Origin of the sequence: Caulobacter sp. D5 (genome assembly GCF_003185805.1) — a bacterium.
Taxonomy (GTDB): domain Bacteria; phylum Pseudomonadota; class Alphaproteobacteria; order Caulobacterales; family Caulobacteraceae; genus Caulobacter.
The window spans coordinates 1-13,426 of the sequence record NZ_QHJY01000397.1; the positions used below are offsets into that span (position 1 = coordinate 1).

General features: G+C 67.4%; 12 protein-coding genes. 1 reads left to right on the top strand and 11 read right to left on the bottom strand.

Annotation, left to right across the window (positions count from 1 at the left end):
• Positions 1 to 189 precede the first annotated feature (189 nt).
• Positions 190 to 1,356, bottom strand: a complete 1,167-nt coding sequence (locus DMC18_RS21920) for a glycoside hydrolase family 43 protein (RefSeq protein WP_199232607.1) — start codon at positions 1,354 to 1,356, stop codon at positions 190 to 192.
• Positions 1,357 to 1,507: 151 nt separating this feature from the next.
• Here DMC18_RS21920 and DMC18_RS26225 point away from each other — a divergent pair, with 151 nt between their 5' ends.
• Positions 1,508 to 1,654: a hypothetical protein gene (locus DMC18_RS26225; protein WP_158285962.1), complete on the top strand. Its 147-nt coding sequence runs from the start codon at positions 1,508 to 1,510 to the stop codon at positions 1,652 to 1,654.
• 7 nt (positions 1,655 to 1,661) lie between these two features.
• Here DMC18_RS26225 and flhA read toward each other — a convergent pair whose 3' ends face one another.
• The 10 genes from flhA to DMC18_RS27055 form a co-directional block, all read right to left on the bottom strand.
• The gene (flhA, locus tag DMC18_RS21925; protein WP_110118010.1) at positions 1,662 to 3,779 is read right to left on the bottom strand and encodes a flagellar biosynthesis protein FlhA; all 2,118 of its coding nucleotides are present in this window, start codon (positions 3,777 to 3,779) and stop codon (positions 1,662 to 1,664) included.
• Between the two features lie 143 nt (positions 3,780 to 3,922).
• Positions 3,923 to 5,305 (bottom strand): sigma-54-dependent Fis family transcriptional regulator, encoded by a 1,383-nt coding sequence (locus tag DMC18_RS21930; RefSeq protein ID WP_110133308.1) that lies wholly within the window; start codon positions 5,303 to 5,305, stop codon positions 3,923 to 3,925.
• Positions 5,306 to 5,402: 97 nt separating this feature from the next.
• The gene (gene fliN / locus DMC18_RS21935; RefSeq protein ID WP_058346608.1) at positions 5,403 to 5,735 is read right to left on the bottom strand and encodes a flagellar motor switch protein FliN; all 333 of its coding nucleotides are present in this window, start codon (positions 5,733 to 5,735) and stop codon (positions 5,403 to 5,405) included.
• A 5-nt stretch (positions 5,736 to 5,740) separates the two neighbouring features.
• Complete coding sequence (locus DMC18_RS21940) at positions 5,741 to 6,388, bottom strand: flagellar assembly protein FliH (RefSeq protein ID WP_110118013.1); 648 nt, start codon at positions 6,386 to 6,388, stop codon at positions 5,741 to 5,743.
• Between the two features lie 10 nt (positions 6,389 to 6,398).
• The gene (gene fliG / locus DMC18_RS21945) at positions 6,399 to 7,415 is read right to left on the bottom strand and encodes a flagellar motor switch protein FliG (protein ID WP_110118014.1); all 1,017 of its coding nucleotides are present in this window, start codon (positions 7,413 to 7,415) and stop codon (positions 6,399 to 6,401) included.
• A gap of 4 nt (positions 7,416 to 7,419) precedes the next feature.
• A complete protein-coding gene (gene fliF, locus DMC18_RS21950) occupies positions 7,420 to 9,084 on the bottom strand; it encodes a flagellar basal-body MS-ring/collar protein FliF (protein ID WP_110118015.1) in 1,665 nt (554 codons plus the stop codon).
• A 238-nt stretch (positions 9,085 to 9,322) separates the two neighbouring features.
• The gene (sciP, locus tag DMC18_RS21960; RefSeq protein ID WP_007675208.1) at positions 9,323 to 9,604 is read right to left on the bottom strand and encodes a CtrA inhibitor SciP; all 282 of its coding nucleotides are present in this window, start codon (positions 9,602 to 9,604) and stop codon (positions 9,323 to 9,325) included.
• Positions 9,605 to 9,772: 168 nt separating this feature from the next.
• Positions 9,773 to 11,452 (bottom strand): flagellar hook protein FlgE, encoded by a 1,680-nt coding sequence (gene flgE / locus DMC18_RS21965; protein WP_110118017.1) that lies wholly within the window; start codon positions 11,450 to 11,452, stop codon positions 9,773 to 9,775.
• A gap of 139 nt (positions 11,453 to 11,591) precedes the next feature.
• Positions 11,592 to 12,281, bottom strand: a complete 690-nt coding sequence (locus DMC18_RS21970; protein ID WP_110118018.1) for a flagellar hook assembly protein FlgD — start codon at positions 12,279 to 12,281, stop codon at positions 11,592 to 11,594.
• A gap of 11 nt (positions 12,282 to 12,292) precedes the next feature.
• A partial coding sequence (locus DMC18_RS27055) for a flagellar hook-length control protein FliK (RefSeq protein ID WP_233248255.1) occupies positions 12,293 to 13,426 on the bottom strand: 1,134 nt, incomplete at its 5' end.

The window sequence follows — 13,426 nt, forward strand, 5'->3', positions numbered from 1 at the left end:
GATGTCTCCGAACACCTGTCACGGATGTCCCCGGTCTGAACATCTCTAAGAGAGAGGGAGGGGCCCAGGCGATAGCCTGGGAGGGTGAGGGGTTTCACCGCCAACAGGCAACCCCCTGGCCGCAGCCAACCCGCCAATATCGCAGTCCACGCTGAACCGCCGCGCTTCATTCGGCGAATTTGTCACCTCTCACCCTCCCACGCCTCCGGCGCGGGCCCCTCCCTCTCTCACAGAGAGAGGGGTTCCAGAAAACCACGCCTTCAGCCGCGCCACCTCGGCCGGCGTCACGGGGATCACCGCCCCGTGCTTGGGGCTCTGGAAGTTGGTCGCCTTCATCGGCGAGCCCGGGTCGTTGAAGCGGCCGAGGTTCCTGTAGTGGACGAAGTCGGTCGTCTCCGAGAAACCCATGTTGTTCGGCTTGGCCCCGAACACGTCGTACATCAGGACGTAGGTATCGGTTCCCGTCCGCCGCCACAGGGTCGGGGCTTCGGCGGCGACGGCTTCGGGATCGATCTTGCCGGGCTCGTAGACATAGCCGCCGGTCAGGCTCTTCGACGTCGCGTGGCGGATGCCGGCCGGCTTGTCGTAGCCCACGGCGAACAGGTGATAGGTGTCGCCCACCTTGGTGATGTCGCCGTCGATCAGGCTCTGGTTCGGATCGGGATGGGCCAGCAGCGGCCTGGGTTCGGCGGTCAGGGTGGTGAAGGCGTCGTCGGCATAGGCGTAGACGAGGTAGTTGCGGCCGGCGCCGACCCGGGTCGTGAAATAGACCATCATCGCCTTGCGCTCGGGGTCGTAGATCGTTTCCGGCGCCCAGGCGCAGCCGATGTCGCCCATCTGCGGGAACAGCTTGTCGATCCGCGCGATCGCATGGGTCCAATGGACCAGATCGTACGACTTCATCAGGATCAGGCCGCGGTTGTTGCCCCAGCCGTAACCCTTCTCCGGCCGCTCCCATTTGTCTGAGCGAAGACCCTTCTCCTGAGCGAAGATGTGCAGGTCGGTCATCGCCAGATAGAAGGCCCCGTCGGGACCGCGGGCGATGTGCGGGTCGCGCAGGCCCTTCTGCTCGGCGACGTCCCGCCCCTCCAGCACCGGCGCGCCGTCGTTGACGTCGGTGAAGCTGTAGCCGTCGGACGAGACGGCGAAGTGCAGGGAATGGGTCTCGTCCTTGAAATAGACGAGCAGATAGGCGGTCTGGTCCTTTACCGCCGGGGCCTTGCCGGGCTTCAGGCGCTTGACGATCTCGACCTGTTTCGCGGGCGCGGCCCAGGCGGGCGCTGCGCCCAGCAGGCCGAGCGCCAGAAGCGATGTGCAGGCTCCGAGCGAGCGGCGGCGCCAGGCGTTGAAGCCCATCTGAAGTCCTCCCGTCACGCGTGGAGGTTCCCACGGCGACGGGTATTTGTCTGACTTATTCTGGGAAGTGCAAGAGGGACCGCGACGCTCGCACGTTGTGGCCAGGCCGCGCGAGGACTAGCAAGGACCCAGCTTTTTGCAGGAGTCGGCTTTGCGCCTCACCCTTTGTCTCGCCCTGCTGCTCGTCACGACGGGCTGCACGACCATCACCTACAACTGCAACGTCCCGGGCGCCTGCCCGGGCGTCGAGAAGCCCGGCGTCTCAGTCTCGGTGATCAACAAGCCGGCCCGGCCGTAGCGCAGGCCTAGACCATCCCCACCGTCTTCAGACGGGCGCGGGGGTGGATCTCGTTCTGGCTCATCACCACGGTCTGGCCGCGGAAGCGCTCGATGATCGAGCGCACATAGGGGCGGATGGCCGGGCTGGTCAGCAGCACCGGCGACTCGCCCTGCAGGGCCGCGCGCTCGAAGGTGTCGCGCACGCCGCGGATGAAGTCCTGCAGGCGCGAGGGGGCCAGGGCCAGCTGCTTGTCGTCGCCGGGCCCGATCAGGGCGTCGGCGAAGGCCTGCTCCCAGTCGGCCGACAGGGTGATGATCGGCAGGGCGCCGTCGTCGCCTCGGTTGGCCCAGCACAGCTGGCGGGCCAGGCGCGCGCGGACCTGTTCGACCAGCTGGGTGACCGAGCTGGTGTGCGGAGCGGCCTCGCCGATGCCTTCCAGGATCTGCGGCAGGTCGCGGATCGAGACGCGTTCCTTGAGCAGGGCCTGCAGCACGCGCTGGATCGTGGCGGCGTTGACGACGCCTGGGATCAGGTCGTCGACGAGCTTCTTCTGGTTTTCCGGCAGCTCCTTCAGGAGCTTCTGCACCTCGGCGTAGGAGAGCAGGTCGGCCATGTTCTCCTTGAGGATCTCGGTCAGGTGCGTGGTCAGCACGGTGGCCGGATCGACGACGGTGTAGCCCCGGAACGTCGCCTCTTCGCGCAGGTCGTCGGCGACCCAGGTGGCCGGCAGGCCGAAGGCGGGCTCGCGCACGTGCTCGCCGGGCAGTTCCACCTGGCCCCCGCGCGGGTCCATGGCCATCAGGTGACCCAGGCGCACTTCGCCCAGGCCCGCCTCCATCTCCTTGATGCGGATGGCGTAGCCCTGGTTGGCCAGGCGCATGTTGTCGAGGATCCGCACGGGCGGCATGACGAAGCCGAACTCGGTGGCCAGGGTCTTGCGCAGAGCGCGGATCTGGTCGGTCAGGCGGCGGCCTTCCAGGTCGTTGATCAGGGTCAGCAGGCCGTAGCCCAGCTCGATCTTGACGTCGTCGATGGCCAGGGCCGCGCTGATCGGCTCTTCTTCCGGCTCGGCCGGCGCGTCGGCGGCGGCCTTGGCCGCTGCGGCCGCGGCCTCCCTGGCGGGGGCCAGCTTGGCCTGCTGGGCGCGGCGATAGGCCAGGAAGCCCGCGCCGACCGCCAGGCCGGCGAACGGCAGCAGCGGCATGCCCGGGATCAGGGCGATGACGCCCGACGAGGCCGAGACCATGCCCAGGGCGACCGGGTTCATGGCCAGCTGGGTGGTCAGGGCCTTGTCGGCGCTGCCCTCGACGCCGGCCTTCGACACCACCAGACCGGCGGCGATCGAGATGATCAGGGCCGGGATCTGGCTGACCAGGCCGTCGCCGATGGTCATCAGGGTGTAGGTCGAGGCGGCCTCGCCGATCGGCACCTTGTGCTGGACGACGCCGATCAGGATGCCGCCGACGATGTTGATGCCGGTGATGATCAGGCCGGCGACAGCGTCGCCCTTCACGAACTTGCTGGCGCCGTCCATGGCGCCGAAGAAGGTGCTTTCCTGCTCAAGTTCCTTGCGGCGGATCTTGGCGGTGTCCTGGTCGATCAGGCCGGTCGACAGGTCGGCGTCGATGGCCATCTGCTTGCCGGGCATGGCGTCCAGGGTGAAGCGGGCCGCGACTTCCGCGATCCGGCCCGAACCCTTGGTGACGACCATGAAGTTCACCACCACCAGGATGATGAACACGATCACCCCGATGACGAAGTTGCCCTGCATCATCAGGTTGCCGAAGGCGGCGATGACCGCGCCGGCCCCGTGGCCGCCTTCGTGACCATTGCCCAGGATCAGGCGGGTCGAGGCGATGTTGAGGCCAAGGCGATAGAGGGTCGCGACCAGCAGCACGGTCGGGAACGAGGTGAATTCCAGCGGCTTCTTGATCAGCACCGCGGTCATCAGGATCAGCACCGAGCCGGTCAGCGACACGGCCAGCAGCACGTCCAACAGGAACGGCGGCACGGGCAGGATCAGCAGGACGATGATGCCGACGACGCCGACGGCCAGGCCCATCTCGCCGCGCAGGATCCCTTCCCACAGCGACTTGGCGCTGGGGATCGAGCTTGCGGCCTTGGGGGCGGCGGCGTCAGCCATGGAAAGCCTTGCTGCTGTCTACGGGAGTGGACCGTTCCGCTTGGAGCGATTTGGAGCGGCCCGCCATCTCCTTAATCGAAATTAGCCATGTTCGGCGCCGGACCGATCGTCGCGGGCGCCGAACGGCGTTACGTACTCAAGGTTTAGGCCGCCGCGCCCACGCCGCCCTGCGGGGGCGGAACGCTGACGCCGGCGTCGCCGTATTCCTTGAGCTTGTTACGCAGGGTGCGGATCGAGATGCCCAGGATGTTGGCCGCATGGGTGCGGTTGCCCAGGCAGTGCTCGAGCGTGTCGATGATCAGGGTCTGCTCCATCTCGGCGACCGTCTGGCCGACGAAATTGCGGGTCGCCGCCGAGGCCACGGCCTCGGCCGCCGCCATCGAGGCGCCGCGGGCCACGGCCGCGTCGGGCGCCGGGGCCAGGGGCTGGCCGTCCGGCAGGCGGATGGCGAACTCCTCGATCTCCGGACCGGTCGACAGCAGCACCGCGCGGTGCATGGCGTTTTCCAGCTCGCGCACGTTGCCCGGCCAGCGGTGGGCGATCAGGCGGCGCTTGGCCTCGGCCGAGATCGGCTTCAGGTCGATGCCGTTGGCGGCCGAGTACTTCTTCACGAAGTGCTCGCACAGATTGATGATGTCGCCCGGGCGTTCGCGCAGCGGCGGCAGGGCCAGGTTCACGACGTTCAGGCGATAGAGCAGGTCTTCGCGGAACACGCCTTCCTTGACCGCCTCGGCCAGGTTGCGGTTCGACGTGGCGAGGATGCGGATGTCGACCTTCACCGGCTTGGTGCCGCCGACCCGGTCGATTTCGCGCTCCTGGATGGCGCGCAGCAGCTTGGCCTGCAGGCGCACGTCCATTTCCGAGATTTCGTCCAGCAGCAGGGTGCCGCCGTTGGCTTCCTCGAACTTGCCGATGCGGCGGGCCAGGGCGCCGGTGAAGGCCCCCTTCTCGTGGCCGAACAGCTCGCTTTCCAGCAGGTTCTCGGGGATGGCGGCGCAGTTGACGCTGATGAACGGCGCCTTGGCCCGACGCGACTTGGCGTGGACGTGGCGGGCCATCACTTCCTTACCCGAGCCGCTTTCGCCGGTGATCAGGATCGAGGCGTCCGACGGCGCGACCTGGTCGGCCAGCTTGATCACCTGCTCCATGTTCGGATCGCGGGCGATCATCGGACGGTTGTCGTCGGTCACCGCGGCCAGAACGGCGGCGATCAGCTCGGCGTCCGGCGGCAGCGGGATGAATTCCTTGGCCCCGGCCTTGATGGCCCCGGCCGCGCGCATCGGGTCGGCGTCGACGCCGCAGGCCACCACCGGCACCCGGATCCGCTCGCTCTCGTTGGCGGCGATCAGGCCGGCGATGTCGAGGCCGTAGTCGACCATCATCAGGTCGGCGCCCTGCCCGGCCCGCAGCGCGTTGGTCGCCTGCTCCGTCGTCTCGACGTGCGAAACCTTGGCCCCGGCGTTCATCGCCATCTTCACGGCGACCGAGAGCTGACCGTTCAGTTTACCAACGACCAAGAGGCGCATCGTATTCTCTCCGGGCGGCCCTTCCGGACCGATCTTCTACTGCTTCGCCCCTTTTTCGAAGGGGCGCGGACGACTGGGGACGTTCGAAACCGAAGGCTCAGCCCGCGGCGTCGCCGTCCTTGATGATTTCCGTCATGGTCACGCCCAGGCGCTCGTCGACGACGACGACCTCGCCCCGGGCGACCAGGCGGTTGTTGACGTAGATGTCGATCGCCTCGCCGACCTTGCGGTCGAGCTCGAGGATCGAGCCGGCCTGCAGCTGCAGCAGCTGGGCGACCGACATGTTGGAGCGGCCGAGCACCGCGGAGATGTTGACGGGAACGTCGAACACCGGCGCCAGGTCGGAGGCGATCTTGTCGCTCAGCTCGACCGGGATCTCCGAGGCGAGCATGCCGCCGTTGAAATCGTTGAGGGTCAGGTCGTCGGACATGGCGGTCAGCCTTCGCTAGGAAGCAGGGGTTCGGCGTGCAGCCCTTCGGCCGCGATGGCGGCGTCCAGGGCTTCGGCGACGCGTTGCGCCGCCTCGTCCGGATTGAATTCGGCCCGGCCGTCGCCCCAGTCGAGGACGAAGGCGGCGGGCGGCTGGTTGGGATCGGCGCGGGCGACGATCGCGCCCGGATAGCCGACGGCGTGGGCGGTCTGTTCCAGAGCGGCCTGGGTGCGCTCCACGAGGTGGGGGGCGACCCGGACGCTGAGCTTCGGCGAGGCCTCGACCTCGCGGGCCAGGGCGATCAGGGCCGCCGAGGCCGGAGCCTCGGGGAACTGGTCCAGGGCCGCGTCGGCGATCTTGTTGGCGCAGGCCAGGGCCAGGCGCGCCGAGCCTTCGCGATGCTCGTGGGCGACGGCGGCCAGGGTCGACATCGCGCCGTGCACGGCGTGGGCGATGGCGTTCAGGGCCTGGGTCGCCTCCTGCTCGGCGCGGGCCACGGCCGAACGCTCGCCCTGCGCGAAGGCCTCGGCCTTGGCGGCCTCGACTTCCTCGGGGGTGAAAGCCTTCTTCACCTTGGGGGCCTCGTAGGCCACCCCGCCACGGTCGTCGAAGACCGTGTCGAAGGCGAAGCGCTGATAGGTTCCGTTGGTCATCCCGCGCGCCTCAGTAGATCAGCTCGTCGTCGCTGCCCGAACCGGCCAGCATGATCTCGCCCTTGGCGGCGAGATCCTTGGCGATCTGGACCATGGCGACCTGGGCCTGGTCGACGTCCTTCAGACGCACCGGACCCATGCTTTCCATGTCCTCGCGCATGATCTTCGAGGCGCGTTCGGACATGTTGGAGAAGAACATCTCGCGCAGCTTGTCCGAGGCGCCCTTCAGGGCCAGGGCCAGCTGTTCCTTGCCGGTGGCGCGCAGCAGGGTCTGCACGCCGCCCGGATCCAGCTTCGACAGGTCCTCGAACACGAACATCAGGGCCCGGATGCGCTCGGCCGCTTCGCGGTTGCGCTCTTCCAGGGCGGCGATGAAGCGCGCTTCGGTCTGGCGGTCGAAGTTGTTGAAGATCTCGGCCATCATCTCGTGGCTGTCGCGCTTGGAGGTGCGCGCCAGGTTCGACATGAACTCGATCCGCAGGGTCTGCTCGATCTTGTCGAGGATCTCGCGCTGCACCGGCTCCATGCGAAGCATGCGGGTGACGCATTCCAGCGCGAAGTCTTCCGGCAGGCAGGCCAGCACGCGGGCGGCGTGGTCGCTCTTCACCTTCGACAGCACGACGGCGACGGTCTGCGGGTATTCGTTCTTCAGGTAGTTGGCGAGCACGGCCTCGTTCACGTTGCCGAGCTTGTCCCACATGGTTCGACCCGCCGGACCGCGGATCTCTTCCATCAGGGCGTCGACCTTCTCGGGCGGCATGAACGACTGCAGCAGGCGCTGGGTCTGCTCGTACGAGCCCATGATCGCGCCGGTCGAGCTCATGCCCGAGACGAACTCGACCAGCAGCTCTTCCACGACGGTGGCCGAGACCGTGCCGAGGCTGGCCATGGCCTGCGAGACTTCCTTGATCTCCTCGTCGTCGAGAGCTTCCCAGATCTTGGTGTGCTCTTCGCCGAGGGCGAGCAGGACGATGGCGGCCTTTTCGGGCCCGGCCAGCTTGGAGATGTCGTTGACGGCGGCCTTCATTCCGTCACTCCGACTCGTGCAGCCAGTTGCGCAGGATCGCGACCGACTCTTCGGGGTGGCGCTCGACGAACTCCGAGACGCGCTTGATCGACGAAGCCTTCACCTGGCCTTCGATCTTGGCGATGTCGATGCGCTGATCGATGTCGCTGGTCGGGCCGGCGATGGCGATCGGCTCGCCCGACTGGTCGACGACGACCTGCTGGGTGGTGCCGTCCGACAGGGTGACCAGGCGGGTCACGGCCGGCGAGCCGTCGTGGCCCAGGGCCATCTGGATCGGGTGACCGCCGGCCGGCTGGCTCAGGCTCTTCAAGAACGGACGCACCGCGAACAGCAGGATCAGCAGGGCGACGATGGCCAGGACGCCGATCTCGGCGATGCGCATCAGGTCGTTCTTGTCGAAACCCGACATCAGGCCGCCTTCGGTCAGGCCCTGGTCCTCGGCCGTGGGGAAGCGGATGTTGGTCACCTTCACCTGGTCGCCGCGGGCGGCGTCGTAGCCGATGGCGGTCTTCACCAGTTCTTCGATCTGGGCGATCTCTTCGGCGGTGCGCGGGGTGTAGGCGCCCGGCTTGCCGTCCTTGCCCGGGGCGGCGGTGACGCCGTCCACGGCCACGGCGACGGCGACCTTCTTCATGGCGCCCGGCTCGACCACTTCGGTGCGGACCGACTCGGAGATCTCGTAGTTGGTGGTGGTCTCGTTGCCGCCCGAGGTCGAGCCGATCGGTTGCGCGCCGCCGGGCTGGCCGCCGGGGATGTTCTGGGTGGCGGTGACGCCGCTGTTGTCTTCGTTCTTGGTCTCGGAGGCGTTGTTGGCGCTGGTGCTTTCCGAGCGCACGACCTGACCGTCCGGATCGTACTTCTTTTCCTGGGTGGTGACGCGGTTCAGGTCGATGTCGGCGGTGACCGTGACGCGGGCCTTGCCCGGGCCGAGGACGCCGTCGAGCATTTCCTTCACGCTCTTGCCGATGCGGGCTTCGGCTTCCGACTTGCGGTCCTGGGCCAGCTTGCCGGCCAGGCTCTCGTCACCGCCGGCCGACAGGGTCTTGCCGCGTTCGTCGATGACGTTGACGCGCTCGCCCTTCATGCCCGGGACCGAGCCGGCGATCAGGTTCTGGATGGCCGCAACCATGTCCGACGAGGCTTCGCGGCCGGCGGTGCCGATGGTGACGGCGGCCGACGGTTGCTCGGCGTCTTCCTCGAACAGCTGGCGCTTGGGCAGCACCAGGTGGACGCGGACGTCGCGCACGCCCTGCCAGCCGCGAATGGTGCGTTCCAGCTCGCCCTGCAGGGCGCGCTGGCGGTTCAGCTGCTGGACGAAGTCGGTCTGACCCAGCACCGTGGAATTGTCGAAGATCTCGTAGCCGATCGAGCCCGAGGTCACGAGGCCCTTGCCCGAAACCAGCAGGCGGGCGGAATTGACCTTGTCGCGGGCGACCATGATGGTCGAGCCGTCGCCCTTGGTCTCGTACTTGATGCCGGCCTGGTCCAGCGCCTGGGTGACCGACGAGGCTTCCTTGAGGTCGAGGTTCGAGTACAGCAGCTCGTTCGGCTGCTTGCCCAGCATCATGACGACCGCGGCCAGCACGGCGATGGAGCCGACGGCGACGCCCGCCAGGGCGGCCAGACGACCGACGCCGAACCTCTGAATCGCGCTCAGGAATTTATCCACTGGGCCTGTCCCTCAAACCGCGTCCGAACGGGGCGCATGCGAGACAGACCGGAGCCCGCCGTCGCTAGGCAGGATTTACCCAGTCGATGGTTAACGCCGACTTTAGATTTGAGGCGGGACGAAGATGACGAAGGCGCCAAATGGTCGCGGCCGCGTCCTGGGGGACGCGGCCGCTGAACAGACCGTTCGGGCGCTTCGCGGAGCATAACCCCTCGCGCCCTATCAGTTTTTCCGCCGTTTAGCGGTACTGCTGAAGCCGGGTGGTCCGAAGACCCGCCAGGCCATGCCGGTCGATAGACTGCTGCCAGGCGAGGAATTCCTCGTTGGTCAGCTTGTAACGATCGCACGCCTCGTCGAGCGAGAGGAGACCACCGCGAACGGCGGCCACCACCTCGGCCTTACGCCGGATCACCCAACGCTGGGTTTCCGGAGGCGGCAGATCCGACAGGGTAAGAGGCGCACCGGTCGGACCGATGACGTACTTTTCACCCCGGCTGTTCGTGCGCTGCTGCTGCAACATGGCTTTACGCCTTTCCCACAACCATCACTGTTGATGAGGAATATAGGCGCCGGGAAATAACAGCGGCTTAATTCCAGTAGTAAAGAAAGACCTAAACATCGGACTTCCCCAGGCTATCAAAGTGTATCGATGTGACACACTCTGATTAAAAGCGGTTAATACCTATGATCAGCGCTTAATGCTCAGAAGTTCTTCCAGCATCTGATCAGCGGTGGTGATGATTTTCGACGACGCCGAGTAGGCGCGTTGCGTAGTGATGAGGCCGGTGAACTCAGTCGACAGGTCGACAGTCGAAGCTTCCAGCGTCGAAGGAGCCAGAGAACCGGCGCCGCCCGAGCCCGGGGTCTTCAGGCTGTAGGTGCCGCTTTCATTGGTCACGCGGTAGGCGTTGCCGTTGACGCCCTTCAGGCCGTTCGGATTCGAGAAGGTCGCGACCGCCACCTGGGCGATGCGGCGGGTGACGCCGTTGTCGAAGATCGCCGAGACGTAGCCGTCTTCATCGACTTCGATGTTGGTCAGGTTGCCGAAGGCGGTGCCGTTGGTGTTCACCGACTGCACGACCGACTGGCTGTTGTACTGGGTCAGGCCGCCGGCGGCGTTGGCCAGGTCGATCTGCACCGACTGGCTGTCGATGCCCAGGCTGTCGGCCCAGCGCGGGCCGGTGCCGGTGGCGGTCGGGTCCGAGGCGTCGATGGTGATCGAGGTCGGATCGGTGCCGCCGAACAGGTTGCCGACCGAGGACAGCTTGCCGTCGGTGGTGAAGGTGATCTTGCCCGAGCTGATCAGGCCGTTGGCGTTGTTGTCCAGGTCGCCCGGCTTGGCGCGCAGTTCGGCGTACCACTCGTTCGGGCCGGGGCCCTTGAGCAGCGACAGGGTGACGTTGCGCTGGCCGCCCTTGGAGTCCGAGATCGGAACCTGGATCTCGAAGTCCGGCTTCACGCCGGTGGTGCTGTCGAGCGCGTAGTCCGACATCGAGTTGGTGGTCGGGTCGTAGACGCCGCCGGCCGCCACTTCGGTCTTGGTGTTGACGCCCAGCGAGGCGAAGGAGACCGTCGTACCGCCGCCGATGTCGATGGCCGCCGACGGGGTCGTCGTGCCGCTCGGGGTGTAGGTGGTCAGGGCGCCGGTGGTCGGGTCGTAGGCGGCCGTGCCGCTGGAGACCAGGTTCGTGCCTTCGTACAGCTTGACGTCATAGGTGTTGCCCGTGCCCGTCGGGGAATAGGCGACCGTGTAGTTGTGCGAGGCGCCGGCGCTGTCGGTCACGGTCTTGACGCCCGTGGTGAAGCTGGCCGAGGCCGAGACCGGCTGCTCCGAACGCAGGTTGGCGTTGACGCCGACGCGGGTGGTCTTCTCGGCGGTGCCGCCGACGCTGCCGACGTTGATCGACGACAGCTGGGTCAGGTCCGACGGGTCGGGCGTGATCGCGCCGGTGACGGGGTCGGCCAGCCAGCCCTGCAGGTAGAGACCGGCGTCGTTCTTCAGGTAGCCGAGGTTGTCCAGCTGGAACGAACCGGCGCGGGTGAACGAGCGGGTGTCGGTGGCGGTCAGGCCTTCCGGCTTCTCGGTGGTGACAAAGAAGCCCGAACCCGAGATCGACAGGTCGAGGTTCGAGGTCGTCGACTGGGTCAGGCCCTGCTGGCTGATGAACTGGTGCGTCAGCGCCTTCACGCCGCCGGCGCTGTAGGTGCTGTTCTTGCTCTGCGAGGTGACCAGGGTCGAGAAGTTGGCCGACGAACGCTTGTAGCCGACGGTGTTGACGTTGGCGATGTTGTCCGAGATGGCGGCCAGGGCCGAGGAGTTGGCGACCAGACCGGAGACGCCGGCGAGCATGGCGCTGTTGATGGACATGACTGAATTCCTGCTCGTGAAGTTTGTGTCGAGGGGTTCAGCGCTGTTTGCGTTTGGGTCCGGATCGGCCGTCTGGCTCGGGGGGACCGCGTCGGCGTCTTTCTGACGCCCGGTTCATTCGGTAGAGGCCGGCGAGGCCTTAGCTGGTGGTGGTCGCCGGCGGGTTGGTGACGCCGATCACCGAACTGATCGGGACCTTGACCCCGCCGATGGTGACCATGTTCTGGCCGCTCTCGTTGGTCACCGCGGTCACGATGCCTTCGATCCGGCCCTTGGAGCTGGTGGTGATGTTCGCGCCATCGGCGTTGATGGCGGTGATCTTCAGGGTGTACTCGCCGCCCTCGGCCTGGGCCGTGCCCTCGTCGGACTTGCCGTCCCAGGTGAAGGTGTGGTCGCCCTTGGACATGTCGTCCGGGTACTTGGTGGCGATCGTCGCGCCGTACTTGTCGAGAACCTCGATCTTCACCGAGGTGCCGGCCTGGGCCTGGGTGTAGCTCCAGTCGGCTTTGCCGTTCTTGATGGTGGCCTTGTCGGTCTCGGCCGTGGCCAGCTTGTCCATCATGCCCAGGGCGTTGGTCAGGCCGCCGTCGTTCATGCCGACCAGGGCCGCCAGCAGGTCGTTCGTGACCAGCTGCTGCTCGACGCCCGTCATCTGGACGATCTGGCCGGTGAAGGCGTTGGAATCCATCGGCGACAACGGATCCTGGTTCTTCATCTGGGTGGTCAGCAGCTTCAGGAAGGTCTCTTCGCTGCTGGCGAGCGAGTTCCTGGAGTTGTTAATCTTGTCGAGCACCGAGGTGCTGCTGGACGTCGCGGTCGTGGTGGCCATGACGCTTGCTCCTAGATCTTGACGTCGACGCCGCTGGTTTCCGCACCGCGGTAACCAGGGATCAGCGACGAAGCCGAAACGGTGGGGATGTCCTCGATGGCGGCGCCCGCGAAGGCGCGGCCGGCGAAGGCGCGGCGGCCGTGGTCGCCGCCCTGGAAGTCGAAGAAGGCGTTCTGCTGCTGGCCCTGGCCGCTGTTGCCGCCCTGGCTCGACACGTCGAACTTCAGGGCGTTGTCGGCGACGTCGAAGCCGGCCTGGCTGAGGGCCTGGCGCAGCTCGCCGGCGCGGTGGCGCAGGTCGGCGGCCGCTTGCGGATTGTCGAAGGCCAGGGTCGCGGTCAGCTTGCCCTCGGCGCCGATGCGCACCTGCACGTCGACCTTGCCCAGGCCTTCCGGCGTCAGGACGATGTCGAAGCGGGTCGACTTGGCGTCGAGCTTCTTGCTGATCTCTGCCGACAGGGCCGCGACCGTCTCGGGCGAGCCGCGGACGATGGTCTCGGCCGGAGCCTGGGCCGTCTGCGCGGCCTGGGTCTGGACGGTCGGGGTGAAGGTCGCGTCGATCTTGGCGGCGGGCGCGTCGGTCGGGGTGGTGTCGGTCGCCATCTTGGCGAAGGCGTCGGCGCCGCTCTTGTCGCTGTCGCTGTTGGTCGCGGCGTCCTGGGCGGCCTGGTCGGCGGCCACGGCCCGGGCGGTGACAACGGCCTCGCCCTTGGCGGCGACCTCGGTCTTGCCGGCCTGCGGCGCGACCGGAGCGGTCTCGGCCGGCTTGGCGGCCTGGGTCAGGGCGGCCGACGCGGCGACTTCGGTGGTTTCGACGGCCTGGGCGTCGGTGGCGGCGGGGGCCACGTCCTCGGCGGCCGTCTGCACGGCCGTCAGGCTGGCGATCTCGTCGCCCAGCGAGGCGGCGGCCGGCTGGGCGGCGTCGGTCGCGGCCTTGGCGTCGGCGACGACGGGCTTGTCGGTCGTCTTGGCGGTCTGGTTGGCCAGGGCGGCCTGCTCGGCCAGCTTGGTCAGGTCGGCGGAAGCCGGGGCCTGCTCGCTCGGCGACAGGGTCTGCAGCGCCGACAGATCGACGGTCGCGGCCGGAGCGGCCTCGCCTTCGGTCGTGGGAGCGGCGGCGACAGCGTCGGAGGTCAGGTCGGCGGC

What these genes read in the sequence shown, in the direction of transcription:
- DMC18_RS21920 (WP_199232607.1), bottom strand. Translation starts at nt 1,356, where the DNA reads ATGGGCTTCAACGCCTGGCGCCGCCGCTCGCTCGGAGCCTGCACATCG.
- flhA (WP_110118010.1), bottom strand. Translation starts at nt 3,779, where the DNA reads ATGGCTGACGCCGCCGCCCCCAAGGCCGCAAGCTCGATCCCCAGCGCC.
- DMC18_RS21930 (WP_110133308.1), bottom strand. Translation starts at nt 5,305, where the DNA reads ATGCGCCTCTTGGTCGTTGGTAAACTGAACGGTCAGCTCTCGGTCGCC.
- fliN (WP_058346608.1), bottom strand. Translation starts at nt 5,735, where the DNA reads ATGTCCGACGACCTGACCCTCAACGATTTCAACGGCGGCATGCTCGCC.
- DMC18_RS21940 (WP_110118013.1), bottom strand. Translation starts at nt 6,388, where the DNA reads ATGACCAACGGAACCTATCAGCGCTTCGCCTTCGACACGGTCTTCGAC.
- fliG (WP_110118014.1), bottom strand. Translation starts at nt 7,415, where the DNA reads ATGAAGGCCGCCGTCAACGACATCTCCAAGCTGGCCGGGCCCGAAAAG.
- sciP (WP_007675208.1), bottom strand. Translation starts at nt 9,604, where the DNA reads ATGTTGCAGCAGCAGCGCACGAACAGCCGGGGTGAAAAGTACGTCATC.
- flgE (WP_110118017.1), bottom strand. Translation starts at nt 11,452, where the DNA reads ATGTCCATCAACAGCGCCATGCTCGCCGGCGTCTCCGGTCTGGTCGCC.
- DMC18_RS21970 (WP_110118018.1), bottom strand. Translation starts at nt 12,281, where the DNA reads ATGGCCACCACGACCGCGACGTCCAGCAGCACCTCGGTGCTCGACAAG.